The sequence below is a fragment of the Bacillus sp. GW823-FHT06B01 genome, assembly GCF_058952315.1.
Genome location: NZ_JBXAHR010000005.1, coordinates 211,443 through 234,530, shown reverse-complemented (window position 1 = coordinate 234,530; position 23,088 = coordinate 211,443). Strand labels below are relative to the sequence as shown.

Here is a 23,088-nt window from a genome sequence, read left to right as displayed (position 1 = left end):
AGCTTCTTTACTTATATTACATTTTTCGCAACAATTTTTATATGTTCTGGTGCGATAATCTCTGTTATACTTTCTTGGAAATCTTCCTGCAACATTTCTTCAATATGTTCTAGCTGCACTTCAACATGTGTGCATTCTAAATTATGTATATTTAAAAGTGCATAATGATCTTTTTTCTTAATTACTAAATATTGATTCTCCTCTGTTACAAGTATAGAACCTAATCGTACTCCTAGTAGGCGTTGATCATCAAACTTCACAACCATTCCCCCTTACTTTATATGTAATAAAATAACATTTTATGTAATCTATTCTTTATAAACTATATCATAATTTATTAAAATATAAAGTGAAACTTTAATCAGTGGGGGTTTTGTTCATCCCCCACTGATTATTAGTTGAACCAATCGAGCTTTTACGGGCAGTTGATCCCCACCTAACTTCTTTGCTTTCGCTGGATTTTGAGGTAGGGGTCTTACTGCCCGTTAATGCGGGATAAATATCATATTTCCTTTTACTAAAAACCCCCTATTCTTTTATATATTTCGATACAAAAAACTTTCTCAACATAAAATTAGAATTTTCAGTTTTTATTCTTATAAAAATCTATTATAATTAAGTTAATAAATGTTTGACCTCTCCTAATTCATGTACATATGGATGATCAGTAGTCGCTGCTACTGATCTATTTTTTTGCTCCATATCTCCACGAGTAGTTCATTATTTTATTCGCCAAGCCATTAACTCACCAGGTCAATCTAATAAAGGCTTAGTAGTGCTAATCCTAAACCCTCTCCTCATAAAATATAATTCTATTAAAAAACGGATCAATCACAGTTAATTCCATTGTATCCCACGGTGTGCTCTCTATATCAGGTTTTGCATAGGCATAATCTTTACTTGATAAACTAGTATAATAACTTTTTAACCCCTCTATTTTCACGCGAATCGCACCACCTGGCGAAGCATCCCCATGATGCTCTGATAAATGTATGACAGCATCGTGTAACGAAATTTGCATATATAATGGCATATTTTCCTCATACCGATGTTCCCAATCCAGTTAAATCCTAAAAAATTTAAATAAAATAACTGAGCCTTTTCAATATCAAAAACTCTAAATATAGGTGTAATCATTTATAATTCTCTCCTATTTATAAACATCTGCCGCCAATTCCCTCAAAACATCCACATTTACTACTTCAAAGCAACCATTGTTCTTCTTTATAATCTCTTTATCACAAAAAATATTTAATGTACGTAATAGATGACGATAACTCGTTCCTAACAATTCCGCTGTTTCCGTTAAATTCCCACTAAATACAATTCTATTTCCATGCTGCACCGCTCGTTCCCCTGCTGCTAACATGTAACTCGCAAGTCTATTTTCAAGTGGATATAGTAAATTAATTGTACTATTTTTTGAAAGCCGATTTAACTTATGTGCTAATGATCCGCAAATACACCGTAAAAATTTCGCATCATGAAATAGTTGATTTCTCACTTTCCCTAAAGGTAAACCAACACAATATGAATCTGCCATCACTTGTACGTTTGAAGCTGTCTTTTGAGAATGAATTAACTCCACATCTCCTAACAGCTGCAAACTATCATAAAAGCATAACAATACAGATTTCCCGTTACTTAATGTATTAAACGCTTTCGCTTTTCCTTCAACGAAAAAAAATAAATAATCTATCTCTTCATTCTCTCTACAAATAAACTCATTCTTTTTAAAAAATATTAGTTCCATATACGGTTTCATATCATTACTAAAAAAGGAGTCAATATTATTTTCTTTCATATAATTTGTTAATTTAATAGAATTACATATTTTCTTCATAGTTCCCCCCGCCTTTACAACTACTCCCCATTGTAATCAAAATTTTCCCCTTCCACTATGACATATGTCATAGTAATTCACAATTTCAGCATGATACAGTCATTACAAATATGAAAATTAAAGGGGATATTACATTGTACAACTTTCTTTCTGTCTTTATTGGTGTGCTCATCGCCGTTATGCTTCCATTGAATGGGATTTTATCTGAATTAATTGGCAAGTATACAGCAAGCGTTGTCATTCACCTTGTCGGTTTAATTGCAGTTATTTTCGTTTTAATCATAAACAAAAATAAAATTTATTTTGATAAAAGCATTCCACTTTTTTTATATAGCGCTGGAGCGATTGGGGTATTCACTGTCCTTTTTAATAATATAAGTTTCTCCGTCCTTGGTGCCTCTATTACGATCGCATTAAGTTTACTTGGTCAATCCATTGCTTCCATCGTTATTGATCATTTCGGCTTATTAGGAATGAAAGTTGCAAAGTTTGAAAAGAAAAAACTAATTGGATTATGTTTCATCTCTTCCGGAATTATAATCATGACAATTTATTAATGGGGGCAAGAAAATGTTATATATTACTATCGCTATTTTAGCTGGTGTTTCTATCGTTGTTGCTAGAATTATTAACGCAAATTTAGCAGCGAAAATCGGTAATTGGGAAGGTACGTTTTTTAATTATATTACTGGATTATTTTTCTCTATGTTATTTTTAATTTTCAGTTCAGATTCAATGTACATTCCTAGTCATACGTTGCAATCTATTCCTATCGCTGTTTACTTAGGCGGATTAGTAGGCGTTATCGTCATCTCGTTATCGAACTATATTACACCTAAAATATCAGCATTTTATTTAACGTTACTCATCTTTATCGGACAATTATTTGCGGGGACTATCATTGATTTCATCTTGTCACACGAACTCTCTATAGGAAAGGTTGTCGGTGGCATTTTCGTACTAATCGGACTCACTTACAATTTACTCGTAGATCGTCCTGTTAAAACTGTGCAGAATAACCAAGTTCAATTATAATACTTTACGCTTCCCTATCATATATTAATAGAAAAGCTCTTCATACGAAGTGATAGAGAGGAGAATATTCTATTAAAAAAATCATTTTACTGCTAGGTAGTGCATTGATTATTTTTGGAATCGCATGGTGTTTCAACTCTGGGAAATCTATTCAAGATTTCTATACAGCAAATAAACCAAAGAAGAAAGCTACTATCATTTCAACTCAAAGAGATCCAAATGAGCCCCCTGTCTTTTTAGGAAAACAGGAAATAAAAGATATACATGTCGAGTCAATTAAAACAAAAAAGGATATGTTTCTCACAAAAACAGATGAATTAAAAACATTCATTAACAGTATGGATACCGCCAAAAAAGGGAAATTAACATTAGATGAAGAAGGATCAGATTTAATAGACTGTGATATGTGGATTACTTTCGAGGATGGAACTTATAAAAAATATTTTATATGGGTAGTTGACCATCACAGTAACGAAGTGATGATTGCTCAGCAAGATACTCCTGATGATGTAAACCTTACGTACTATCAATTAAATGAAGATAGTTCTAAAAAAGTTTATAACTTATTCAAAAAAATTATTTAAACGAAAAAGTCATGAGCACATGTGAAGTGAGCTCATGACTTTTTGCACTATATATATTCAGGGAACACTTTACATCCCTTTTCCTGTTCTATATCATGTCCAAAGAAAACAATCGGCTTCTTGTTCATCACAACTTCTTTTAAACGTTTAATTGAAGATAAGGCTAATTCCGAATCAAACCCCGCAAACGGCACTTCATCTTCAAAGTTTTCTTTCGTATAAGATGCATCAATCGTTAATAATACAGGACCGGATTTTTCTGTCTCAATTAATAGCGATTGATGCCCTGGAGTATGGCCTGGTGTATGCAATAATTGAACTCCTGGTACGACTTCATAATCACCTTCAATGATTTTGTAGTTTAAATTCGGCAATATACATTCTTTCAAATATTCTTCGCTATGCTGCGCCGCCTCATATTCAGCACGCTGTACAATGATTGGTGTATTTATAAAAGCGCCATTTCCTCCTGCATGATCAAAATGCAAGTGAGAACTAATAATATAAAGAAGGTCTTTCGGCTCATAACCAACCCGTTTTAAAATATTCACGATTCTATCTTCTTCAGTCATTTTCGGTAAAACCCTCCCTTCGACAAATGTACCGTTAAAAAGACCTTCATTATTAACTGCACTTTCTGGCATACCTGTATCTACTAAAATAGGTCCTTTTTCAGTCTCCAAAAGATAACACCAAACCGGTAAGTCTAATAATTCTCCTGGTGTTAATGTACTATTAACAGACGAATGATCCAACATACAACGACCTGCTGGGACGAAATAAAGCTTCTTTACTGTCATTATGTATCCACCTTTAAATTTAGTTTTGAATAAAACAATACAGTAAAGAATTCCTCTTGCTAGAAATAAACTCCTTCTCACTTTTCATTGTTTCAGCTATTATTTTTGAGTCATTCACAAATTCTCCTTACACTATTAATTATTATTCGTTATTTTTCTAAGAATCCAGGGTAATAAATCAACTGTTTGTATTTTGAAATACGAAAAGGATACACACTTAAACGAAGGTTACATAAAAAAGAACCGACTACCTATATGTTAAAAAAAGGAGTCGGTTCTTTTTTATTTATTATCGCTCTTTATGTGCGACGAGCTGAGATTATAAAAGGTAATATGCTATTGGTTTTTCACTGTAATATTTCCATTATGTGTGTTTAATTTAATTATATTTTCTCCCTTTCCAATAACCGTATTCCCGTTATATTTATTCAGGATATTCGCGCTGCCGTTGGCGACAGAAACATTAAATTGAACATTAGTTGGTTCTTTTTCGGTTTCAATATTAATTTTCCCGTTATGAGTCATAAAATTGAGATTTCGATCCAGTTCATTCGTTTTAAGAGTAAGACTTCCATTTTTAGTTTGTCCATCTATTTCACCTTCAACATGGTCTAGCATTATTCGTCCGTTGTTCGATTTCACATGAATATTTTGTGCCAATACATCTTTGAAATCCATAATTCCATTGTTTGCTTCTGCGATAATTTTTGGCGAATTGATTTCTCTTAATTCAACATGTCCATTGCTTGTATTGATATTAAAATGTGTTGCGTTTAGTTTTTTAGCAGAAACGTAGCCATTATTATTGGAAACTTTTAATGAATCATATTGTTTTTCGGGTAGATACACATTTAATGTTAATGGAGCCAATACTTCAGAAATATTAAAGTTGAACCAGCTCTGTTGTTTTTCTTTATAAGAAATGAGAAGCGTTGAATCTTCCTCATCCGTAGCTAATGTTCTTTTTACGTTTGGATTAACCTCGCCATCTAATTTTACTTTCACGTTACTATCTTTTGTAGGATTGATATTAACACGAACGTTATTTGTATCAATAATGACGCTTGACACATTATTATTATTAACGACCTTTTCTTCTGAAATTGGTACTGCAGCAATTGAACGATAAGTGAATAAACTTCCGATAATACCAATAATGAAAATAATACCTGCAATGATTGAAAGACTCTTTTTATTTATCATGCTTCAAACCACCTTTTACTAATGCTATATTGAACTTTAAATAACGAACAAATCCATTCTTTGCTAGCTTCGTTAAAAATAACATAGCAATAACAATGAAATATCCAAGTCCACAAAGTGCTAAAGAAACAAAAAGATTAAATAGCAAGAATGTATTTGGATGTATAATAGTATCAACTAAAACAAGTAATGGTGCGCCTAAAAATGAGATACCTAGAACCCATCCTGAAAAAATTAATGCCGCTAATGTAATTGCAGGTCCAAGCACGATTAACAAATTAAAAAAACCTAATCCAATTACTGCCCAAATTGCCCGAAAAACATTTCCTGTTGTTGCACTTGCTGTTACTTTCTCAATATGATAATCTGCTAATAACTCTTTGGCGATTTGAGCTGGAGAGCCTAATGAAGTTGCAATTTCTTCTTCACTTTTCCCTTCCTCTAATCCGAAAGTAAAATGTTCTTCATAATCTTTTAAAATATCTGCACGCTCTTTATCAGATAACCTTTTTAGAGATACATTTAATTGTTGTAAAAATTTATCTTTCGTCATTACCTACACCTTCTTTAATTAATTGATTGACACCTTGTGAAAACTCATTCCATTCCTCCAAAAGTTGATACAAATACGTTCTACCTTTATCCGTCAGTGTATAATACTTTCTTGAAGGGCCTTCTGAAGACTCCTGTAAATACGTTGTAAAATATTCTTCCTTAGTTAGCCTTCGAAGAAGAGGATAAACAGACCCTTCTGATATTTCAATTCGATTGGAAATATTTCGAACTAATTCATATCCATAACGGTCTTGCTTATCCAGTAAGACAAGAACACAAAGTTCTAAAACTCCTTTTTTAAATTGTACATTCAATATTCATTCACCCTATTCTAATTGATATCCACTACTGTTTATTATTTAGTACTGTTTTATAACGAATAACTACAAGTATAATATAACACTTGGTATTGTTCATTGCAAGGTACACTGGAAAAATAAGTATACCTCTCATCCGACGCTTATAAAATCAGAGTGATGGGTGTTGCTCGCCAGTTACAAAGTTCTAAATGAAGTTGAAACAGCTCTTTTACAAAATGGAAAGAACTCAACTTTTTTACATAATGACGCTTTACCTACTATAATAAAAGAGTAAATGACTCTTACTTTAATGGAGGGAATACAAATGAAAGCAATTGGTTTACATGAATACTTACCTATTGAAGAAGAAAACAGTTTAATTGATATTGAAGTTGAAAGACCTGTTGCTACAGGAAGAGATATACTTGTTAAAATTAACGCTATTTCCGTTAATCCAGTTGATACAAAAGTTCGCTCTCCGAAAGATAAAAAAGAAGATGTAGCGAAAATACTTGGCTGGGATGCTAGTGGTGTCGTCGTACAAACGGGCGAAGGTTGTACGTTATTTAAAGAAGGCGACGAAGTATTTTACGCTGGAAGCATTACGAGACAAGGTACATATAGTGAATACCACCTAGTTGACGAAAGAATCGTTGGAAAGAAACCAAAAACGTTAAGTGATGCTGAATCTGCAGCACTTCCTTTAACAGCTATCACGGCTTGGGAAGGTTTATTTGAACGTTTAGGTATTGATTATAATAAGAAAGATGAGAATACATTCAAAAACATTTTAATTATTGGTGGCGCTGGTGGTGTTGGCTCGATTGCCATCCAACTTGCAAAATGGGCTGGACTGAATGTAATCACAACTGCATCCCGTAATGAAACGATAAACTGGGTTGAAAAATTTGGTGCCGATTATATTATTAACCATCACCAGCCTTTACAAGATCAAATATTAGAGTTTGGGCTAAAAGACGTAGATTATATTTTCTGCTTAAACAATACAGATCAACATTGGCAAGCAATATGTGACCTCATTAAACCACAAGGAAAAATTTGCTCTATCGTAGAAAATGAACACCCTCTTGAGATGGGTATTTTAAAAAGTAAAAGTGCTACATTCGTTTGGGAGTTTATGTTCACAAAAGCAATGTATGAAACTGGCGATATGGTTACGCAGCACGAACTATTAAATAAAGTAAGCGAACTATTAGATGAAGGTATTTTAAAGACTACATTAAATGAAACACTTTCACCAATTAACGCTGAAAACGTAAAGAAAGCACATGCTCTGCTTGAAAGCGGAAGTACCATTGGGAAAATCGTTTTAGAGAAATTTTAATAGTAAAAAATCCGATTTCCATATGAGAAATCGGATTTTTTACTTTCTTTATTTACTTGAAATCTCTTGATCATTTTGAACATCTAACGGAGGTCGTTTCCCTATTCCGAAAGCATAGAAACTAATTGTGACGATAGCTAAGAAAACAATACCTACAACTAATGAAATACGTGTATCATCGTTAAACCACATTCCGATTAATACCATAATTAAAAAGGCAATTGTCAAATAGTTTGTAACAGGAGCAAATGGCATTTTGAACGGATGATCTTTCATCTCTGCTCCCTTTTCTTTTCTAAAATTAATTTGACTAATTAAAATGACGAACCATGGTACCATACCAGGAAGTACGCTCGCACTATATACATATACGAATAAGTTTTTCGGTGCGATATAACTTAAAACAACACCAACCGCTAAACCGATAATTACGCCAACTGTACCGAATAAAGGTACACCATTTCCAGAAAGTTTCGTGAAATATTTCGGCGCTTGTCCATTTACACCTAACGTATAAAGCATACGGCCCGCACTATAAATACCACTATTACAACCCGACATTGCCGCTGTAATAACAACGAAGTTAATAAGTCCAGCTGCTGCCGTAATACCAACCTTCGCAAAAGTTGCTACGAACGGACTACCAATTGTACTTAATTGATCCCACGGATATACAGTTACAATAACGAAAATAGCACCAATATAGAAAATTAAAATACGCCAAATTGTACTTTGAATCGCTCTTGTAAGTGTCTTCTTCGGGTTTTTCGCTTCACCAGCAGTAATACCAATTAATTCCACACCTTGGTATGCACCAACTACAAGTGATAATGCAAAGAAGAATCCTGAAAAACCACCTGTAAAGAAACCGCCATTTGACCAAAGATTAGATATGCCAATCGCTTCTCCACCGTTACCAATTCCAAAGAAAATAAGTCCAAATCCCGCAATAATCATTAATAGAATCGTAACGATTTTAATCATCGCAAACCAAAATTCAAATTCACCAAATGACTTAACAGAAATTAAGTTAGCTGCGCCAAGAATAACCATTGCGATTACGCCTGGTATCCAAGCTGGTAATTCCGGGAACCAATATTTCATATATGCTCCAACCGCAATAATTTCTGACATCCCAACGATAACCCACTGGAACCAGTTACTCCACGCTGTCATATAGCCAGCTAGCGGATGAATATACTTATGACCGAACGTCGCAAATGAACCTGTACTCGGCTCCATATACAACATTTCACCCATCGCACGCATAATGAAGAAGATAAAAATACCTGCAATTGCATAAGCAAGCATTACTGACGGACCTGTCCATTTAATCGTGCTGGCCGACCCCATAAACAAACCAACACCAATCGTTCCGCCTAAAGCGATCATTTGAATATGACGTGCTTCTAAGCCCCTTTTCAATTCCTTGTTTGCCACTTCACTTCCCCCTCTTAGATGATTCATAGCCGCATTTTAAAACAAGATGCTTTCCCCTAATTCCTTTCGGCCCTGAAAATGATGAAGCAAACGTCATTTTACACTAGCTTTAAAGCTATCCTAAAATCGTTTTTTGCCTCTTACAAAATTCTCAAAACCTTTCATCTTCCAATATTCTATAAATCTTAAAATTACTTACCTTATATTAATTCATTTATCTGAAAAGTTCAATTATTTTTTCGATAAATTATTATACATAAGTCTGATTAATTTTTAACTAAATTAACAATAAAATACATCTATTCAATATGATTCCGGCATGAATATTATTACAGTATAAATAACCGAGGAGAGTATTTCTTCCTAGGTTTCACATCTCATGTACTTCAATCTTTATAGTTGATAACGTAATTTCCCACACGTCCGATTCATATACTAACCAGAAATTTAATATATTAATAAACTACTGATTTCTTTAGTCCAGCCCAATTTTGAGGCAGGAATCTTATTGCCTCAAAACAGCGGGATACAATATAAAAGGGTCTCATTTTTAATGAGACCCTTTTACCATTTCATATTTAAATCGTTTTTGAAGTTTGTTTACCTAAAATAAACACTTTAGTAAACACCATCATGATAACTACTATAGCTAGAAAATAAAGTGGCATCACGAGTAACGAGCCCGTATGCAGCTGACTCATTCCCAAAATTGTCATCGTTACAATTACATAGTACCCTAAGCTAAACAATGCACCTGCTGTACCAATGACATCTTGAAAATCTACTAAAGCTAAACTTAAACAGTTAGGTAATGCTACTCCAATTCCTAATAGCAATATAAACATCGCTATTAAAAATACAATCATATATATTACATTCGCACTTGATCCAACAAACGTAATTACAGATAAAAGGATAGCTCCTCCTGTCATTACGAGACAACCGATATATATAATTTTCTCTGGTTTATAAGTAGTAAGTAGACGTTTTGAAAGTTTCGCTCCAACAATAGAAGCAGACGCAACAACAATTCCTAGAAATCCATACATACTAGGCGATAACTGAAAGTATTCAATAAAGATAAACGGCGCTTCTGCATAATAGCTAAATAAAACACCATTCGTTCCTCCAATTAATAACCCATATGTTACTACTTTCGGATTTGTAATCAACCGTTTAAAAACAGAAAACACATTTATTTTATTCGTTACTGAGTCCGTTTTTGTTTCCGGAAGGGAAACAAACGTATACAGCAAAATTCCGACACTCATAACTACTAAACTTAAAAATACGATTTTAAATCCAAACATTTGATCAAGAAAACCACCAATTAACGGCCCTATCGCTGGTGTAAAAGCAATGACTGCCGAGATTTGAGCAAACATAACATGCCTCTTATGCCCTTCTACACTTTCACGTAAAATCGTTTGTGTAACAACAGAGCCAGCACTTGCTCCAAACGCTTGAATAAAACGACTTAGCAATAAAACTTCAATGGAATTTGCAATAAAGCATAAGAAACTCCCAACGCCATATACGACAATTCCAAATAACATTGCCGGGCGACGGCCAATTATATCTGATAACCATCCAATAAAAAATACACCTAAAGCAAATCCAGCAAAATACACACTAAGTGTTAACTGTACCTCATTATTACTTACATGTAACGCCTTTGAAATATCAGGTAAAGACGGTGTGTAAATCGTTTCACTAATTTGCGGAAATGCGACAAGAATGATCATTAACAAAAGTGATGGTACTGAGACTTTTTTCATTTTTCATACCCTCCTATAACTTTGAAAATCTCAGAAATAAAAAGACTTTCCTTAGCTACGGAACAGGAGGGGCCATTATAGAAATTCGATCATAAAACAACAAAGAAAACACCTCAATTACGTATGTTAATACTTATAGGAGGGTAATATTAACATTAATTTTAATATATACTTTTTCAATTATATTACATATTGCGTTTCTTTTTCTAGTGTTGAGCCTTGGAATCTTTGTTAAAAAGATAACTTGAAGCTACCACCTTTTTATGGAATAATTAGAAATAGTTTGAATTAACAGTTCTAATTTTAAAGCGATAGACTAGCATTTTTAGTGTCGTAAAGCTTGCAAACAGGAGGCCTTTCGTAATGATTGAAATTTTAAGGACAGTAATAAATTTCCTAATCTCTCTATTCTCAGGAGAATTACCAATTGTTTATTATGTGTGGATTATCGCTCTTTTTATCATGCAAATAATCCAGGCTACACTAAGCTATAAGCTCTTTAAAAAGAAAGTCAATTTTAGCACTTATATGTCAACAGAGTTACTCGCTTTTATCATTCTATTATTTGGTGGTATGTTAATATCTAAGTTACTTGCCTACATAATAGACGATCCTACTATTAGTATGACAAATGTAACACATTATTTTATTTCCCTTATCATACTAACTATATTTGTCTCTATTGGCTTTATTAAAGACTTTTTACAATCATCTATTAGTAATAAAAATGTAGCTCTTTTTACCATTTTAGTAGTGTCCTTACTAGCTAGTATACTTTCATTCAAGTTTTTATCACCTTTCATTGCAGGTTCTTTTTCTCTTTCTAAATCTTTTATAGCCACTTTAATTATTGTAGTACTCGGATTCATTGCTGTATTAATTTCTTTAGAGGAAAAGTATGCAGATGAAGAGTAATTCTTGCATTTATAGTTTGAAATTGAGTGTCTATTCTTTTTAGCCGTTTAACTAAAAAAATAACAGTCATTGAATCGAAATTTAAGCAGAAATGAGGAAATACAATTGAGCATTGAACAACAATTATATGATGCAGTGAAAAGTTTAATTGACCAAAGATACCCACACGGTTGGGGCGGAGCTGCAGCAATTCGTGTAGAAGATGGATCCATTTATACAAGTGTGGCCCCTGACGTAATAAACGCTTCAACAGAACTTTGTATGGAAACAGGTGCAATTTTAGAAGCACATAAATTTCATAAGAAAGTTACACATTCTATTTGTCTTGCAAGGGAAAATGAGCATTCTGAATTAAAAGTGTTATCACCTTGTGGTGTATGCCAAGAACGTTTATTTTATTGGGGACCAGAAGTACTATGCGCCATTACAAATCCTAAACAAGATATCATTTTCAAACCGTTAAAAGAATTGCAGCCATACCATTGGAGCGAAGTATATCATGATGAATTCGTAAAAGAATGGAGTACGAGATAAAGTGAAACTTTAATCAGTGTGGGTTTTGTTCATCCCCACTGATTATCAGCCCTCACCAATCGGGCTTTTACGGGCAGTCCGCCTCCACCTACCTTCTTTGCTTTTTCTGAATTTCCAGGTGGTAGGCTTACTGCCCGTTAATGCGGGATAAAGTGAAATCTGCTCGCAAATAGCGGAAATTAAAAGTTATTCACTAAAAAAGCACCGTCACAAATGACGGTGCTTTTTCTATGTAAGAGCTACTAGAAGGTTCCCTTCTAGCCTACTCCCATTTATAAGTCCAAAATTGTTCCAGTTGCAGCCATTTTAATGTTGCTGCATCTTTGTTTTTGATTTTTACGTGTGTTTCTTCTAACATCGCTTCTGTTTGTGAACGATGCGCACCTAGTGCAGCTAATTTATGCTCGAACACTTCACTAATATTATTTACAACATCCGGCTCACCTAATACAGCTTCACGATTTCTCGTAATCGCAACTGCATGAATGGCTGGACGTTCTTCTTTTGGCATACGCGATACAGCGCGAACGACAGCGCGGCCAAATGCATCATGATCTGGATGTACGCCGTGCTCTGGATAAAATGTAATAATTCGAGATGGATTTACTTCTTGAATGATTGCTTCAATTTTATCTGCAACGAAATCAACATCTTCAAATTCTAACGTTTTATCATGGAAACCAAGCATTCTTAAATCTTGAATTCCCATCGCTTCACATGCATCTTTTAATTCTTTTTCACGGATATTTGGAATCGTTTCACGGTTAGCGAATACGTTCTTCCCCATGTTACGTCCCATTTGTCCTAAAGTACCACATGCATACGTTACAGGTACTCCTTGATCTGTTAATAAGCGAATTGTTCCTCCCGCAGCAAATGCTTCGTCATCTGGATGCGGAAATACAACAAGTACATGTCTCTCCATAAGTTTCCCTCCTTCTTACTTAAATGGCGTTAAGCTTAACTCAAGTGCAACTGCTAAGCGACCTTGGTTATCATGCCCTGCAAGTAATAAACGCTCTTTATCGTCTACTTCCCAGTGCGTAATACCTTCTGCATATACCCAGCCATGATCCATTTTTAAACCAACTCGGTATGGATTCGTGCCAGTAATCTTCCCGCGTTCAAAGCGAATAATTGCATTTCGAATGAATGCACCAACCGTCATCATCTTTTCGTTAAAGTGTGACGCATACGCTCCGTTCGTTGTTTCTAAATGAATATATACATCTTTATTTACAAAACGTTCAATTTCATTTTGAATAAGAGAACTATCTTTTACTATTTCCATCGGAATTCACCTCTTTAAACCATTTTACGCAAAAATAATGTAAATTGCTATCTCTATATTAGAGGACAACGCCCACTTTTCCTAATAATTTGCACTGTGTTTTTTATATTTTTTATATGATATGTAAAAAATATATTTTTTCCTTCACTTTGTTAAATAGTTTTCTTTCTTTTTTGAATTTGCTACAATATATTTTATCCCGTATTTATGCAGGGAGTTACATTTTGACAATTGAATACATACTTTAAAGAAGGTGACATGATTGGAACAATCAGCACATGAAGTAGCAAATTGGCAATATTATTTTGCAATTGCCGTATTTTTAATCACGTACGGATTTATTATTTCTGAGAAATTGAATCGTGCTGTAATCGCACTATTCGGCGCTGCTATTATGATTATTTTTGGAGTTGTAGATTTACATACTGCTTTCACATCACATATTCAATGGGAAACGATTACCCTTTTAATTGGGATGATGATTCTCGTACATATTACGAGTCAATCAGGCGTATTTGAATTTGTGGCCATTAAAGCAGCGAAGGCAGCTGGTGGAAAACCAATCCGCATTTTATTATTACTATCCCTATTAACTGCTGTCGGTTCTGCCTTTTTGGACAACGTAACGACCGTTCTACTAATCGTTCCTGTTACACTGTCCATTACACGTATTTTAAAAGTAAACCCTGTTCCTTATTTGATTTCAGAAGTACTATTTTCAAATATAGGTGGAACAGCAACATTAATCGGTGACCCACCGAACATTATGATTGGTTCAGCAAACAAGCATTTAGACTTTAATGCCTTTTTACTTAACTTAGCTCCAATCGTAATCATTATTTCTATCGTGACACTTGGCATTATTTACTTCATGTATCGTAACAAACTAAAAACAACAACTGAGCAAATTAAAATATTAATGGCATTGAACGAAAAAGATTATATTAAAGATCAAAGCCTCCTTTTAAAATCCATTTCAATTTTAGGACTAACTATTTTAGGCTTTGTACTTCATTCGATTATTCATGTAGACGCTGCGGTTATCGCGATGACAGGCGCTACACTTCTTATGCTAATCGGAGTAAAAGAACATGATATTGAAGATGTATTTGCCCACGTTGAATGGGTAACCATTTTCTTCTTCGCTGGATTATTCGTTCTCGTTGGCGGGTTAATTGATATCGGGCTTATTTCTTCACTCGCAAAAGAAGTACTCGACGTAACGAATGGTGATATCGGTTTCGCTGCGATACTTATTTTATGGGTATCAGGCATCGCATCTGCGACAATTGACAATATCCCCTTTGTCGCAACGATGATTCCGCTTATTCAAGATTTAGCTACAGGACTCGGACTATCTGTCGACTCTCCGCAAATCGAAGTACTATGGTGGGCGTTATCACTTGGGGCTTGCTTAGGAGGAAACGGAACATTAATCGGAGCATCCGCAAACGTAGTCGTTGCTGGTATTGCAAAACGTGAAGGACATGCTTTCTCTTATATGGACTTCTTAAAAATTGGTTTACCGTTAACAATCATTGCGCTATTGTTATCACATGCTTACATTTATTTACGTTATTTAATGTAAAAGTTGTATTGCATGAAATTATATCGTCAAATAAAAAAGGTTTGCAGCACTATGCTTCAAACCTTTTTTTCATCACCAAAATATACCGATAATTGCTAACCCACCTAATATCATACCGCCAATTTGTCCGACGATTGTTGGTGATAATTGAACACCTTTTCGTACTTCAACAACCGGTCTTTCGTGCCTTATTTGCTGCACTTCACTTTGAAGTTGATGTACACTTCCATGTAATTCTTTAATTAGTTCCTTTAATTCAGCGACCTCTTCATTTACTGGTTTTGCTTTTTCTAAATTCATTTTGCATAACTCCTTATAAATTCAATCAGTACACTGTAAATTTTCGCCAATTATCATTATATCTCCTGCATACTACATATATAATTTCGAATGTACTTTTTAGTCTTGCATCTCCATCCATTCATCCCACAATATCCCCATAATGATACGATCAAAACACTTCCCATCTCTTTGAACTGCTTCTCTCATACAACCTTCTAACTGAAAACCCATCTTTTTATACAACTCAATAGCAGCTTTATTATAAGAAATAACATCCAGACCGACGCGGTGCAAATTCAATTCATAGAAAGCATATTTTAAGATAAGATGGATCACTTCTCTTCCATATCCCTTCCCTCTATCATTTGCATCTCCTATACCAATTGCCAATAAACCCGTTCTGTTATTCCACTCTATGCCATGAATTGCGACAAAACCAATTAAGCGATCATCTTGAACTGTCCTTACCATAAAAGAAACACTATTCGATCTTCGTCCCTTTAATAGCCCATCACTCGCTATTTCTTGTATTGATTGCGGGAATGCTACATCTGTATCTACGTTTCTTAAATACTCACTATCTTCTTGCCACATAGCCATTACTTCAGCGTCTGCTTCTCTCATAGCTGATAATTTAATCGTTTTATTTCGAAAAAGATTCATTGTCATTTCAAACTCCCCCTTTATTAAATAACGGGGATACTTATTTCAACCTATTTATCCCCTTGTTCCATAAACTGTTTTTTAAATGGGATACTTACAATAAGCGCTGACATTGGCACATCTCCTCTGCATTAAATTACATTCATTGTATAATTTTTCATTTATTCTAACAATAATAAAAGACCCTCAAAATTTAGAGGATCTTCCTAACGACGAATCGATATTATTTCGTAAACATTTTCTCTGCTTCATCCATTGCCATTTTGTTACCTAAAGCAGAATAGTCAAGCCATGGCTGGTCATTAATAATGTATACATGCTTTCCTTTAACAGCTTTTAAGTCTTTCCAAATTGGTGTTTCTTGAAGTTGTTTAAATGCAGCTTTTGCCTTATCGTCTCTATTTACAACAACGAAAATCGCATCTGCATCAAAGTCAGGTAATACTTCTTGTGAAATGACTTCGAAAGGACGGTTTCCATCAATTTTCTCTACACCGTTTGCAGGTTGTAATCCTAAGTCTTGGAACAAAATTGGTCCCATCGGTCTTTTCGTACTAAATACACGTAATTCTTTTGCAGTAACACGAATTGCCATTACTTTTTCGTTATTACCTAATTCTTTATCTATTAAACTTTTTACTCGTTTTGATTGCTCTTCGTAATCTTGAATATATGTATCCGCTTCTTTCTCACGGTTTACAAGTTTACCAACTTGTTTTAACTGATCTCTCCACGTACCTTCATCTAAATTGAAAGAATGTGTTTTTGCAATTTTTTCGTATTTCGCTACATCTTTGCCCGCGTATTTTTCATCCACATAAATGTCAGTTGGCTTCAATTGAAGTAACGCTTCCATATTCGGGTCTGTTACAACACCAAGTTTCTTCGTATCTTTCAACTGCTCTTTTGCATGCGGTAAGAAATCTTTTAAATCTCCTCCAATAACAGAACCTACAGGTGTAATTCCTAATGCCAGTAAATTATTCGTTAAGTGAATGGACATAGAAGCGATTTTCGGATCATTACTTTTTTCAGTTTTTTTCGTTGCCTCTTCATTAGATTTCGTTTGGCCACATGCTGCTAATACTAAAATACACATCACGCTAAATAAAATAGTAAGTTTCTTTTTCATATGTTCTCCTCTTTGAAGTATTTATTTTGTTTTTGTAAGTAAATAAAGAAAATAAGGTGCTCCTAAAGCTGCCACTACTACACCAGCTGGAATAGAATTTGGCTCGAATATAGAACGACCTATCGTATCTGCTAGTACTAAAACAATCATTCCGATAATGCCAGCTAGTGGAAGGAAATGTTGATACGTAGTACCTACTAACTTTCTTGCAATATGCGGAGCAACTAAACCGATAAAACCAATCCCTCCTGCCATCGATACACTCGCGCAAGATAATCCAACCGCTGTAGCTAAAAGGAGTAACCGTTCTTTTTGAACAGAAACACCAAGTCCTGCTGCCACACTATCACCTAGTGACAATGCATTTAACGTTTTAGATTTTAGCCATGCATACGGGGTTAGTATGAAAATCCAAGGTAATAATGCAAGGACATGAATCCAATCCCTTCCCCACACGTTACCAACTAACCATCTAGAAGCGAATGTATATGTCTCATCATTTAACTTGAGAGAGAAAAATAACGAAATTGCACTAAATCCAGCTGAAACAGCAATACCAACGAGAATAAGTCTAATAGGAAGTAAACCTTTTGATCGATCACTCGCAAGTATAATAATTAAAAATGCAGCTAGTATTCCCCCACCAAATGTAAATAACGGTATTAAAATCGATGCATTCTCATTAATAGAATGAAAGAAAGTAACAAATATAATTAGCCCGAAAGATGCACCTGCATGTAATCCTAAAATACCAGGGTCTGCAAGTGCATTACGTGATAATCCTTGTAAAATCGCACCGGAAATCCCAAGGCCAATACCAGCTAACATGGTGATTATAATTCTTGGCATACGATAATCGTATAGCACTGTTGCGCTCTCAAAATCACCATAACCGAAAAGTGTTTGAATTACTTTAAGTGGCGCTATGCTCAGTGTCCCTGTATTTAAACTAATTAAAATGACAGCGATACTAATACAACCAAAAATTGTAGTTACAGTAATAGCTCTCTTTTTATCTGTGTTCAAAAGATCCTTCACTTATAGCTCCCTCCCAACTTTACGTGCTATATAAAGGAAGAACGGGACTCCAACAAGAGCTACCATAATTCCTATCGCGAGTTCTTTAGGAGGGTTTACTGTTCTTGCCCCTAAGTCAGCTAAAACTAATAACATTGCTCCTAATAACGCTGACATAGGAATAATGAGTCGATAATTCACACCAACTAATTTTCTAGCAATATGCGGAATAACGAGTCCTACAAATCCGATAGAACCAACAGCTGAAACAGATACACCTGCAAGAATGACTACTATAATCATCCCTAGTATTCTCGTTCGGTTCGTTTTTACTCCTAAATTCGTAGCGACGTCATCCCCCATTGATATGAGTGAAATAGATCGCCCTATCACTATCGCAAAAAGAACCGTTATAAGAATAATAGGAACTAAAAACTTCAAATGTTCCCACTTAACCCCTGCAACACCACCAGCGTACCAAAACGCTAAATCTTGACTTAAGTCATAATAAATCGCGATACCTGAACTCAACGAATGCAATAGCGCGGCCATAACTGCCCCTGCAATCGTTAACCTCATTGGTGTTAATCCGCCTGATGTTGCTGATCCGATAATAAAAATGAGTACTGTACTTAAAACCGCTCCAATAAAGGAAACAATCATTAAATAGGAATACGGCATATGCGGGAAAAAGGCAAAACTAAGTGCTACTACAAACATCGCACCTGCATTTATACCAAGCACACCTGCATCAGCTAAAGGATTTCGTGTTACCCCTTGCATTACAGCACCAGCGACTGCAAAAGCTGCTCCTACAACTGCTGCGCCAATTACCCTTGGGAGCCTTAATTCATAAATAATTTGGTGCTGCGTTAATTTCGGATTATAATCAAAAACCGCTGCCCATACGGTTTGCAAATGGATATCCTTTGCACCGAATGCAATAGCTAAAAATATAGATCCGATTAAACATAAAATTGTTAAGCTCATAAAACATATGAACTTAATATGTATCCAGCGATTATTGCCAGCATGTACAGCAAACTTATGTAACATGTTTCATTTCATCCTTTATATGCAGTTGTTTTTTATAATTATTTTTAATTTATAATCATTATTGATAATAATTATCATTTTCATTTAGATATTATATCCCCACTTTTTTTAAATAGCAAACTATTTTTTTACTTTGTTAAATATTAAAATACTTTTTACAATTCCTTTCTAAAACTTACAAATACATGAAAAATAAACTACTGGCTTATTTTTTAAATTGTAGTATACTTAGTCATTATTTTGAGTTTTCCAACAAAAACATCGAAGGTGACACAATGTTCTATATAAAACAACTACTACACTTCACTTACAAGCAAGCATTATCTTGCTTATTCCCAGTCGTTATTTTCTTAACACTAGCCCTTTCAAAAATCATTTCTATCCCAGGTCTATACCGCTACGATTTCATACTCATCGTATGTCTTCTTATGCAGTGGATTATGTACAAAACTGGACTTGAAACGAAAGACGAACTAAAAGTAATTACTGTCTTCCATCTCATCGGCCTTCTACTAGAAATATATAAAGTACATCTCGGTTCATGGAGTTATCCGGAAGAAGCATATTCAAAAGTTTTTGGAGTTCCGCTTTACAGTGGTTTTATGTATGCAAGTGTTGCCAGTTACATATGCCAAGCGTGGAGAAGATTACATTTACAAATGCACCATTGGCCGAGTGCTATTTTTGCCGTACCGCTAGGCGCAATGATTTACTTCAATTTTTTCACACATCATTTTCTATATGACTTTAGATGGGTATTAACTTTACTATTATTCATCGTTTTCTTTCGGACATTTGTGGAATTTTCATTACGAGGCGTTACATATAAAATGCCACTCGTTCTTTCATTTTTCCTTATCGGGTTCTTCATTTGGATTGCGGAAAACATCGCAACATTTTTCGGAGCATGGCAATATCCAAATCAGCGGGAAGCGTGGAATCTCGTTCACTTAAGTAAAATTAGCTCATGGTTTTTACTCGTTGTTATTAGCATTATGATTGTTACACAACTCAAACATTTGAAGGAGTCGAAAAAATAATGCTGATTATGTAAAAAATAGTTAGCCCATCACTCATTAGAGAGTGATGGGCTTTTCTACCTTCCTTATTAAAGGAGTTACACATTATGAGCTACTACTAGCAGAAGATGTTGCTGCAGATGAAGCGGCAATCGTTGCCATCATAGCTGCTTGTTGTGCTTGTATGAGGACCTCTATCATTGTTTGTAAACCTGTGTTAGTAGCTTTACTTTCCTCACCTTTCTGACTTACGAACAGTTGAATAGCAATAAGAATATTCGCGTCTGTATGCCAACGGAATAATTTCTCCCCCTGTAATTTTTCAATCAGCGCTTTAATAGAATGAATCTCTTTTTCTCCATCCTCAAGTAACGCTAGTAGCCCTATGGCTGGGTAATGCATCTGTTTCACTTTTACCTTTTCTTTTTTTAACGAGTTCCATATGTTTGTACATGTTGCAACTAACATTTCTTCACGAACATCCTTCTTTAGTGAAAGGATATGACTTAAAAACTGAAGATCATTCCCTTTACGCAAACCAGCTTTCGCTAGTTTCTGATACAGACGTTCCACTCGGTCCATAAGTGTTTCTACATTCTCTGATTGTCCTGCTAGTAAAACTGCAAGTGGGTAATCATTTGTACTTGTAAGAAAAAGGTGATCCTCTTTCATACGTTTATATACTTGCATCGAACGCTGAATGTGCGTGCCATGCTGTTCATTTTCTTCTGTTAAAAGCACAGATGCTGCGAGATAAGTAAATATACTCCGACTAAAACCACCAGCAACCAATTGTTCATATAAATCTAAAAACTTTCGAAAAGCCTTCTTGTAATCTGTAAAGTGAATATCTAAAGTTGCGGCCACCACAAAGCGATGATAAGACTTTAAGTATGAAAACATCCCTACTTGATTTTTAATATAACTACTAATCTCTAAAAAACGTCCGAGATTAAACAATTTATCACTACCTGTATACATAGCAGCAATCATCATACCTGTTCGAGAATCACTCGTTTTCCATTTTAGTTCTCGCTTTAACTGTGTATACGTATGTGTGTATTGCTCCAACTTTTGTTCTAATGTAATCATAGTATTCACCCCTATTTCTAGTTCTTCTCTTTTATTATACTTATATTTCATGCAGGTTTCGCAACCTTAATTCTGTATTATCTTCAATATTTTTCTATTATGTAAAACAAATATAATAACTATTCCTATTTTATCAGTATCAAGATTGCAATTGCTTATGCCCCTTTAAGCTCAACGACAAAAAGGATAGATAATAAATTATCTATCCTTTTTGTCGTTATATTATTTCACAATACAGGTGTAATTTCGTTTTTTACATGCAATTACAACTAAAGAGCTTTAATAATACGTTCCATCGCCTTCATTTGTCCAATATGATCAGCTTCATGATAAAGCATCATACCGTAAAGCTCCCCTACCGTTTCCAATCCTAGGAATGGCTCTGGCAGTTTATTTTCAAATGCTTCTGCTGGAATTTCGTTAATACGTTTCGCTTGTTCTTTTAATTGAGCCGTTAACACTTCTAACGATGGTCCTTCTGTTTTCCATTTAGACGGTCTTGATCCATACCCAAACATACCTGGATATTCAGTTGGTAATTGTTTGAATTCTTTTCCAAACATGAAAACTTCTGCTGCCGTTAATACATGACCGATATGCCAACGAATTGTATTGTTAAAACCTTCTGGCTGCGTATCCACAGTTTTATCGTCTAGCGTCTCCATAAATTTAAGTAATGCCCCGCGCGTTATTTCAAATTGTTTTAAGCCAACTAGTCTATTCATTTGATCGTTCTCCTTCTTCATGTACCATTTATTATGAACTAAAAATGTTCAACTCATTAAAGTTTTACCTTGTTTAATCTATCAGAAACAATGAAGAAATACATCTAATATGCTTAGTAAAAATATTTAAAAGGTTCACCCTAATAAATATAGAATTACCTACTACAAAGTTAGTTTAGTAAATAATAGAGGAGTGTCAATTACATGTTACATATTTTAAAACAACAATATAATCTTATTAGCTCTACAAGAGAAACTCTATTTTCGTTTTTGGAAGAAATCCCATTAGAAAAATTACATAGCACTGTTCCTAATTTCGGGAGCGGTAGCATTATAAAGACACATATTCATGTAGCCGATTGCTATCGATACTGGCTTGGATCATTCGCATTCAAGCAAAAGCGAGCGGATTTTTCATTTGCTAGTGATTATGAAATTGAGCATGCAGATATCACGAAAGTCCGTGCTAGATTTAAGTTAGTAGATGAGACTGTACAACGATTTTTAGATGAATACAATGACCGCTGGCTCGAAAATATAGCAAATGAAGTGAAATGGCAAAAAGAACCTTGGAGTACAACACCGCTATGGCTTTTAACTCATACAGAGACACATGAGTTTCATCATAAAGGACAAATTGTATCAATGGCTCGTCATCTTGGATACAATCCTCCTGATACAGACCTTAGTTAATTCGATTATTTTAACAAATGAACTACTAGAACTGTCGTTAACGTTGTTTATGTATATGGAAAAGCTCTTCATTCTTTTTAATGTTGTTTATAGTTTTACAAATTTTTTTACGGCACAAACTTGTATTATATTTTAATTATGTTTGTGTCGTATTCTTATTAATTAGTTTCACATCCATAAAAAATATATTAATATGTTT

At 34.5% G+C, this 23,088-nt stretch carries 26 protein-coding genes and 1 pseudogene; 9 read left to right on the top strand and 18 right to left on the bottom strand.

Features of this window, described 5'->3' with window-relative positions; genetic code table 11:
• Positions 1 to 11 precede the first annotated feature (11 nt).
• The 3 genes and pseudogenes from AC1Q8N_RS22740 to yeiL all read right to left on the bottom strand — a co-directional run bounded on the left by AC1Q8N_RS22740 (position 12) and on the right by yeiL (position 1,843).
• A complete protein-coding gene (locus AC1Q8N_RS22740) occupies positions 12 to 260 on the bottom strand; it encodes a hypothetical protein (RefSeq protein WP_000666938.1) in 249 nt (82 codons plus the stop codon).
• A 524-nt stretch (positions 261 to 784) separates the two neighbouring features.
• A pseudogene (locus tag AC1Q8N_RS22735) lies at positions 785 to 1,137 on the bottom strand (glyoxalase superfamily protein).
• Positions 1,138 to 1,150: 13 nt separating this feature from the next.
• Positions 1,151 to 1,843, bottom strand: coding sequence for a transcriptional regulator YeiL (gene yeiL, locus AC1Q8N_RS22730; RefSeq protein WP_048544259.1), 693 nt, complete (start codon positions 1,841 to 1,843; stop codon positions 1,151 to 1,153).
• 110 nt (positions 1,844 to 1,953) lie between these two features.
• Here yeiL and AC1Q8N_RS22725 point away from each other — a divergent pair, with 110 nt between their 5' ends.
• The 3 genes from AC1Q8N_RS22725 (at position 1,954) to AC1Q8N_RS22715 (ending at position 3,462) form a co-directional block, all read left to right on the top strand.
• On the top strand, positions 1,954 to 2,400 hold the full coding sequence (locus AC1Q8N_RS22725) for a DMT family transporter (RefSeq protein WP_070168987.1): 447 nt from the start codon (positions 1,954 to 1,956) through the stop codon (positions 2,398 to 2,400).
• 13 nt (positions 2,401 to 2,413) lie between these two features.
• Positions 2,414 to 2,878, top strand: a complete 465-nt coding sequence (locus AC1Q8N_RS22720) for a DMT family transporter (RefSeq protein ID WP_000965807.1) — start codon at positions 2,414 to 2,416, stop codon at positions 2,876 to 2,878.
• A gap of 89 nt (positions 2,879 to 2,967) precedes the next feature.
• Positions 2,968 to 3,462 (top strand): hypothetical protein, encoded by a 495-nt coding sequence (locus AC1Q8N_RS22715; protein ID WP_141497565.1) that lies wholly within the window; start codon positions 2,968 to 2,970, stop codon positions 3,460 to 3,462.
• Between the two features lie 47 nt (positions 3,463 to 3,509).
• Here the strand turns inward: AC1Q8N_RS22715 and aiiA are convergent, their stop codons facing one another.
• The 4 genes from aiiA to AC1Q8N_RS22695 form a co-directional block, all read right to left on the bottom strand.
• Positions 3,510 to 4,262, bottom strand: coding sequence for a quorum-quenching N-acyl homoserine lactonase AiiA (gene aiiA / locus AC1Q8N_RS22710; protein ID WP_048543810.1), 753 nt, complete (start codon positions 4,260 to 4,262; stop codon positions 3,510 to 3,512).
• 336 nt (positions 4,263 to 4,598) lie between these two features.
• The gene (locus AC1Q8N_RS22705) at positions 4,599 to 5,465 is read right to left on the bottom strand and encodes a DUF4097 family beta strand repeat-containing protein (protein ID WP_098156166.1); all 867 of its coding nucleotides are present in this window, start codon (positions 5,463 to 5,465) and stop codon (positions 4,599 to 4,601) included.
• Positions 5,455 to 6,018, bottom strand: a complete 564-nt coding sequence (locus AC1Q8N_RS22700) for an HAAS signaling domain-containing protein (protein WP_060487820.1) — start codon at positions 6,016 to 6,018, stop codon at positions 5,455 to 5,457. Before AC1Q8N_RS22700 ends, AC1Q8N_RS22705 begins: the two co-directional genes overlap by 11 nt.
• Positions 6,005 to 6,334, bottom strand: coding sequence for a PadR family transcriptional regulator (locus AC1Q8N_RS22695; protein ID WP_001102638.1), 330 nt, complete (start codon positions 6,332 to 6,334; stop codon positions 6,005 to 6,007). The genes AC1Q8N_RS22700 and AC1Q8N_RS22695 overlap by 14 nt, the downstream gene beginning before the upstream one ends.
• Before the next feature lie 310 nt (positions 6,335 to 6,644).
• On the opposite strand from AC1Q8N_RS22695, the gene AC1Q8N_RS22690 reads away from it, so the two are divergent.
• A complete protein-coding gene (locus AC1Q8N_RS22690) occupies positions 6,645 to 7,664 on the top strand; it encodes a zinc-binding alcohol dehydrogenase family protein (protein WP_493521389.1) in 1,020 nt (339 codons plus the stop codon).
• Between the two features lie 48 nt (positions 7,665 to 7,712).
• On the opposite strand, the gene AC1Q8N_RS22685 is transcribed toward AC1Q8N_RS22690, so the two are convergent.
• Positions 7,713 to 9,104 carry an amino acid permease gene (locus AC1Q8N_RS22685; RefSeq protein WP_060487822.1) on the bottom strand — a complete coding sequence of 464 codons (1,392 nt, stop codon included), beginning with the start codon at positions 9,102 to 9,104 and terminating at the stop codon, positions 7,713 to 7,715.
• A gap of 578 nt (positions 9,105 to 9,682) precedes the next feature.
• Entirely contained in the window at positions 9,683 to 10,882 is a 1,200-nt protein-coding gene (locus tag AC1Q8N_RS22680) for a multidrug effflux MFS transporter (RefSeq protein ID WP_098642904.1), read from the bottom strand.
• A gap of 363 nt (positions 10,883 to 11,245) precedes the next feature.
• Between AC1Q8N_RS22680 and AC1Q8N_RS22675 the strand changes: the two genes are divergently transcribed.
• Together AC1Q8N_RS22675 and AC1Q8N_RS22670 are read left to right on the top strand one after the other, a co-directional pair.
• Complete coding sequence (locus AC1Q8N_RS22675) at positions 11,246 to 11,797, top strand: DUF5823 family protein (RefSeq protein WP_048543823.1); 552 nt, start codon at positions 11,246 to 11,248, stop codon at positions 11,795 to 11,797.
• A gap of 105 nt (positions 11,798 to 11,902) precedes the next feature.
• Positions 11,903 to 12,331 carry a cytidine deaminase gene (locus AC1Q8N_RS22670; protein ID WP_098078063.1) on the top strand — a complete coding sequence of 143 codons (429 nt, stop codon included), beginning with the start codon at positions 11,903 to 11,905 and terminating at the stop codon, positions 12,329 to 12,331.
• A 262-nt stretch (positions 12,332 to 12,593) separates the two neighbouring features.
• Here the strand turns inward: AC1Q8N_RS22670 and bshB2 are convergent, their stop codons facing one another.
• Complete coding sequence (gene bshB2 / locus AC1Q8N_RS22665; RefSeq protein WP_048543828.1) at positions 12,594 to 13,256, bottom strand: bacillithiol biosynthesis deacetylase BshB2; 663 nt, start codon at positions 13,254 to 13,256, stop codon at positions 12,594 to 12,596.
• Between the two features lie 15 nt (positions 13,257 to 13,271).
• Positions 13,272 to 13,622 carry a YojF family protein gene (locus tag AC1Q8N_RS22660; protein ID WP_000407039.1) on the bottom strand — a complete coding sequence of 117 codons (351 nt, stop codon included), beginning with the start codon at positions 13,620 to 13,622 and terminating at the stop codon, positions 13,272 to 13,274.
• 262 nt (positions 13,623 to 13,884) lie between these two features.
• On the opposite strand from AC1Q8N_RS22660, the gene AC1Q8N_RS22655 reads away from it, so the two are divergent.
• On the top strand, positions 13,885 to 15,210 hold the full coding sequence (locus AC1Q8N_RS22655) for an ArsB/NhaD family transporter (protein WP_048543830.1): 1,326 nt from the start codon (positions 13,885 to 13,887) through the stop codon (positions 15,208 to 15,210).
• A gap of 72 nt (positions 15,211 to 15,282) precedes the next feature.
• Here the strand turns inward: AC1Q8N_RS22655 and AC1Q8N_RS22650 are convergent, their stop codons facing one another.
• The 5 genes from AC1Q8N_RS22650 to AC1Q8N_RS22630 form a co-directional block, all read right to left on the bottom strand.
• Positions 15,283 to 15,510, bottom strand: coding sequence for a hypothetical protein (locus AC1Q8N_RS22650; protein ID WP_098078055.1), 228 nt, complete (start codon positions 15,508 to 15,510; stop codon positions 15,283 to 15,285).
• Positions 15,511 to 15,609: 99 nt separating this feature from the next.
• Positions 15,610 to 16,161: a GNAT family N-acetyltransferase gene (locus AC1Q8N_RS22645; RefSeq protein WP_098848087.1), complete on the bottom strand. Its 552-nt coding sequence runs from the start codon at positions 16,159 to 16,161 to the stop codon at positions 15,610 to 15,612.
• A 217-nt stretch (positions 16,162 to 16,378) separates the two neighbouring features.
• Complete coding sequence (locus AC1Q8N_RS22640) at positions 16,379 to 17,287, bottom strand: iron-hydroxamate ABC transporter substrate-binding protein (RefSeq protein WP_098078048.1); 909 nt, start codon at positions 17,285 to 17,287, stop codon at positions 16,379 to 16,381.
• 21 nt (positions 17,288 to 17,308) lie between these two features.
• Positions 17,309 to 18,325 (bottom strand): FecCD family ABC transporter permease, encoded by a 1,017-nt coding sequence (locus AC1Q8N_RS22635; RefSeq protein WP_097889787.1) that lies wholly within the window; start codon positions 18,323 to 18,325, stop codon positions 17,309 to 17,311.
• On the bottom strand, positions 18,326 to 19,360 hold the full coding sequence (locus tag AC1Q8N_RS22630; protein ID WP_048543839.1) for a FecCD family ABC transporter permease: 1,035 nt from the start codon (positions 19,358 to 19,360) through the stop codon (positions 18,326 to 18,328). It lies immediately after the preceding gene.
• A 275-nt stretch (positions 19,361 to 19,635) separates the two neighbouring features.
• Here AC1Q8N_RS22630 and AC1Q8N_RS22625 point away from each other — a divergent pair, with 275 nt between their 5' ends.
• On the top strand, positions 19,636 to 20,400 hold the full coding sequence (locus AC1Q8N_RS22625) for a DUF817 domain-containing protein (RefSeq protein WP_048543841.1): 765 nt from the start codon (positions 19,636 to 19,638) through the stop codon (positions 20,398 to 20,400).
• An 84-nt stretch (positions 20,401 to 20,484) separates the two neighbouring features.
• Here AC1Q8N_RS22625 and AC1Q8N_RS22620 read toward each other — a convergent pair whose 3' ends face one another.
• Complete coding sequence (locus AC1Q8N_RS22620) at positions 20,485 to 21,522, bottom strand: DUF4003 domain-containing protein (RefSeq protein ID WP_098078045.1); 1,038 nt, start codon at positions 21,520 to 21,522, stop codon at positions 20,485 to 20,487.
• Between the two features lie 218 nt (positions 21,523 to 21,740).
• Complete coding sequence (locus AC1Q8N_RS22615) at positions 21,741 to 22,217, bottom strand: DinB family protein (protein ID WP_116443069.1); 477 nt, start codon at positions 22,215 to 22,217, stop codon at positions 21,741 to 21,743.
• A 183-nt stretch (positions 22,218 to 22,400) separates the two neighbouring features.
• Here AC1Q8N_RS22615 and AC1Q8N_RS22610 point away from each other — a divergent pair, with 183 nt between their 5' ends.
• Positions 22,401 to 22,889, top strand: coding sequence for a DinB family protein (locus AC1Q8N_RS22610; protein WP_098078043.1), 489 nt, complete (start codon positions 22,401 to 22,403; stop codon positions 22,887 to 22,889).
• Positions 22,890 to 23,088: the final 199 nt, after the last annotated feature.

Excerpts from the sequence above, each read along its gene's own strand:
- yeiL (WP_048544259.1), bottom strand. The coding sequence starts at position 1,843 with ATGAAGAAAATATGTAATTCTATTAAATTAACAAATTATATGAAAGAA.
- AC1Q8N_RS22725 (WP_070168987.1), top strand. The coding sequence starts at position 1,954 with ATGAAAATTAAAGGGGATATTACATTGTACAACTTTCTTTCTGTCTTT.
- AC1Q8N_RS22720 (WP_000965807.1), top strand. The coding sequence starts at position 2,414 with ATGTTATATATTACTATCGCTATTTTAGCTGGTGTTTCTATCGTTGTT.
- aiiA (WP_048543810.1), bottom strand. The coding sequence starts at position 4,262 with ATGACAGTAAAGAAGCTTTATTTCGTCCCAGCAGGTCGTTGTATGTTG.
- AC1Q8N_RS22705 (WP_098156166.1), bottom strand. The coding sequence starts at position 5,465 with ATGATAAATAAAAAGAGTCTTTCAATCATTGCAGGTATTATTTTCATT.
- AC1Q8N_RS22700 (WP_060487820.1), bottom strand. The coding sequence starts at position 6,018 with ATGACGAAAGATAAATTTTTACAACAATTAAATGTATCTCTAAAAAGG.
- AC1Q8N_RS22690 (WP_493521389.1), top strand. The coding sequence starts at position 6,645 with ATGAAAGCAATTGGTTTACATGAATACTTACCTATTGAAGAAGAAAAC.
- AC1Q8N_RS22680 (WP_098642904.1), bottom strand. The coding sequence starts at position 10,882 with ATGAAAAAAGTCTCAGTACCATCACTTTTGTTAATGATCATTCTTGTC.
- AC1Q8N_RS22675 (WP_048543823.1), top strand. The coding sequence starts at position 11,246 with ATGATTGAAATTTTAAGGACAGTAATAAATTTCCTAATCTCTCTATTC.
- bshB2 (WP_048543828.1), bottom strand. The coding sequence starts at position 13,256 with ATGGAGAGACATGTACTTGTTGTATTTCCGCATCCAGATGACGAAGCA.
- AC1Q8N_RS22660 (WP_000407039.1), bottom strand. The coding sequence starts at position 13,622 with ATGGAAATAGTAAAAGATAGTTCTCTTATTCAAAATGAAATTGAACGT.
- AC1Q8N_RS22650 (WP_098078055.1), bottom strand. The coding sequence starts at position 15,510 with ATGAATTTAGAAAAAGCAAAACCAGTAAATGAAGAGGTCGCTGAATTA.
- AC1Q8N_RS22645 (WP_098848087.1), bottom strand. The coding sequence starts at position 16,161 with ATGACAATGAATCTTTTTCGAAATAAAACGATTAAATTATCAGCTATG.
- AC1Q8N_RS22640 (WP_098078048.1), bottom strand. The coding sequence starts at position 17,287 with ATGAAAAAGAAACTTACTATTTTATTTAGCGTGATGTGTATTTTAGTA.
- AC1Q8N_RS22630 (WP_048543839.1), bottom strand. The coding sequence starts at position 19,360 with ATGTTACATAAGTTTGCTGTACATGCTGGCAATAATCGCTGGATACAT.
- AC1Q8N_RS22625 (WP_048543841.1), top strand. The coding sequence starts at position 19,636 with ATGTTCTATATAAAACAACTACTACACTTCACTTACAAGCAAGCATTA.
- AC1Q8N_RS22620 (WP_098078045.1), bottom strand. The coding sequence starts at position 21,522 with ATGAAATATAAGTATAATAAAAGAGAAGAACTAGAAATAGGGGTGAAT.
- AC1Q8N_RS22615 (WP_116443069.1), bottom strand. The coding sequence starts at position 22,217 with ATGAAGAAGGAGAACGATCAAATGAATAGACTAGTTGGCTTAAAACAA.
- AC1Q8N_RS22610 (WP_098078043.1), top strand. The coding sequence starts at position 22,401 with ATGTTACATATTTTAAAACAACAATATAATCTTATTAGCTCTACAAGA.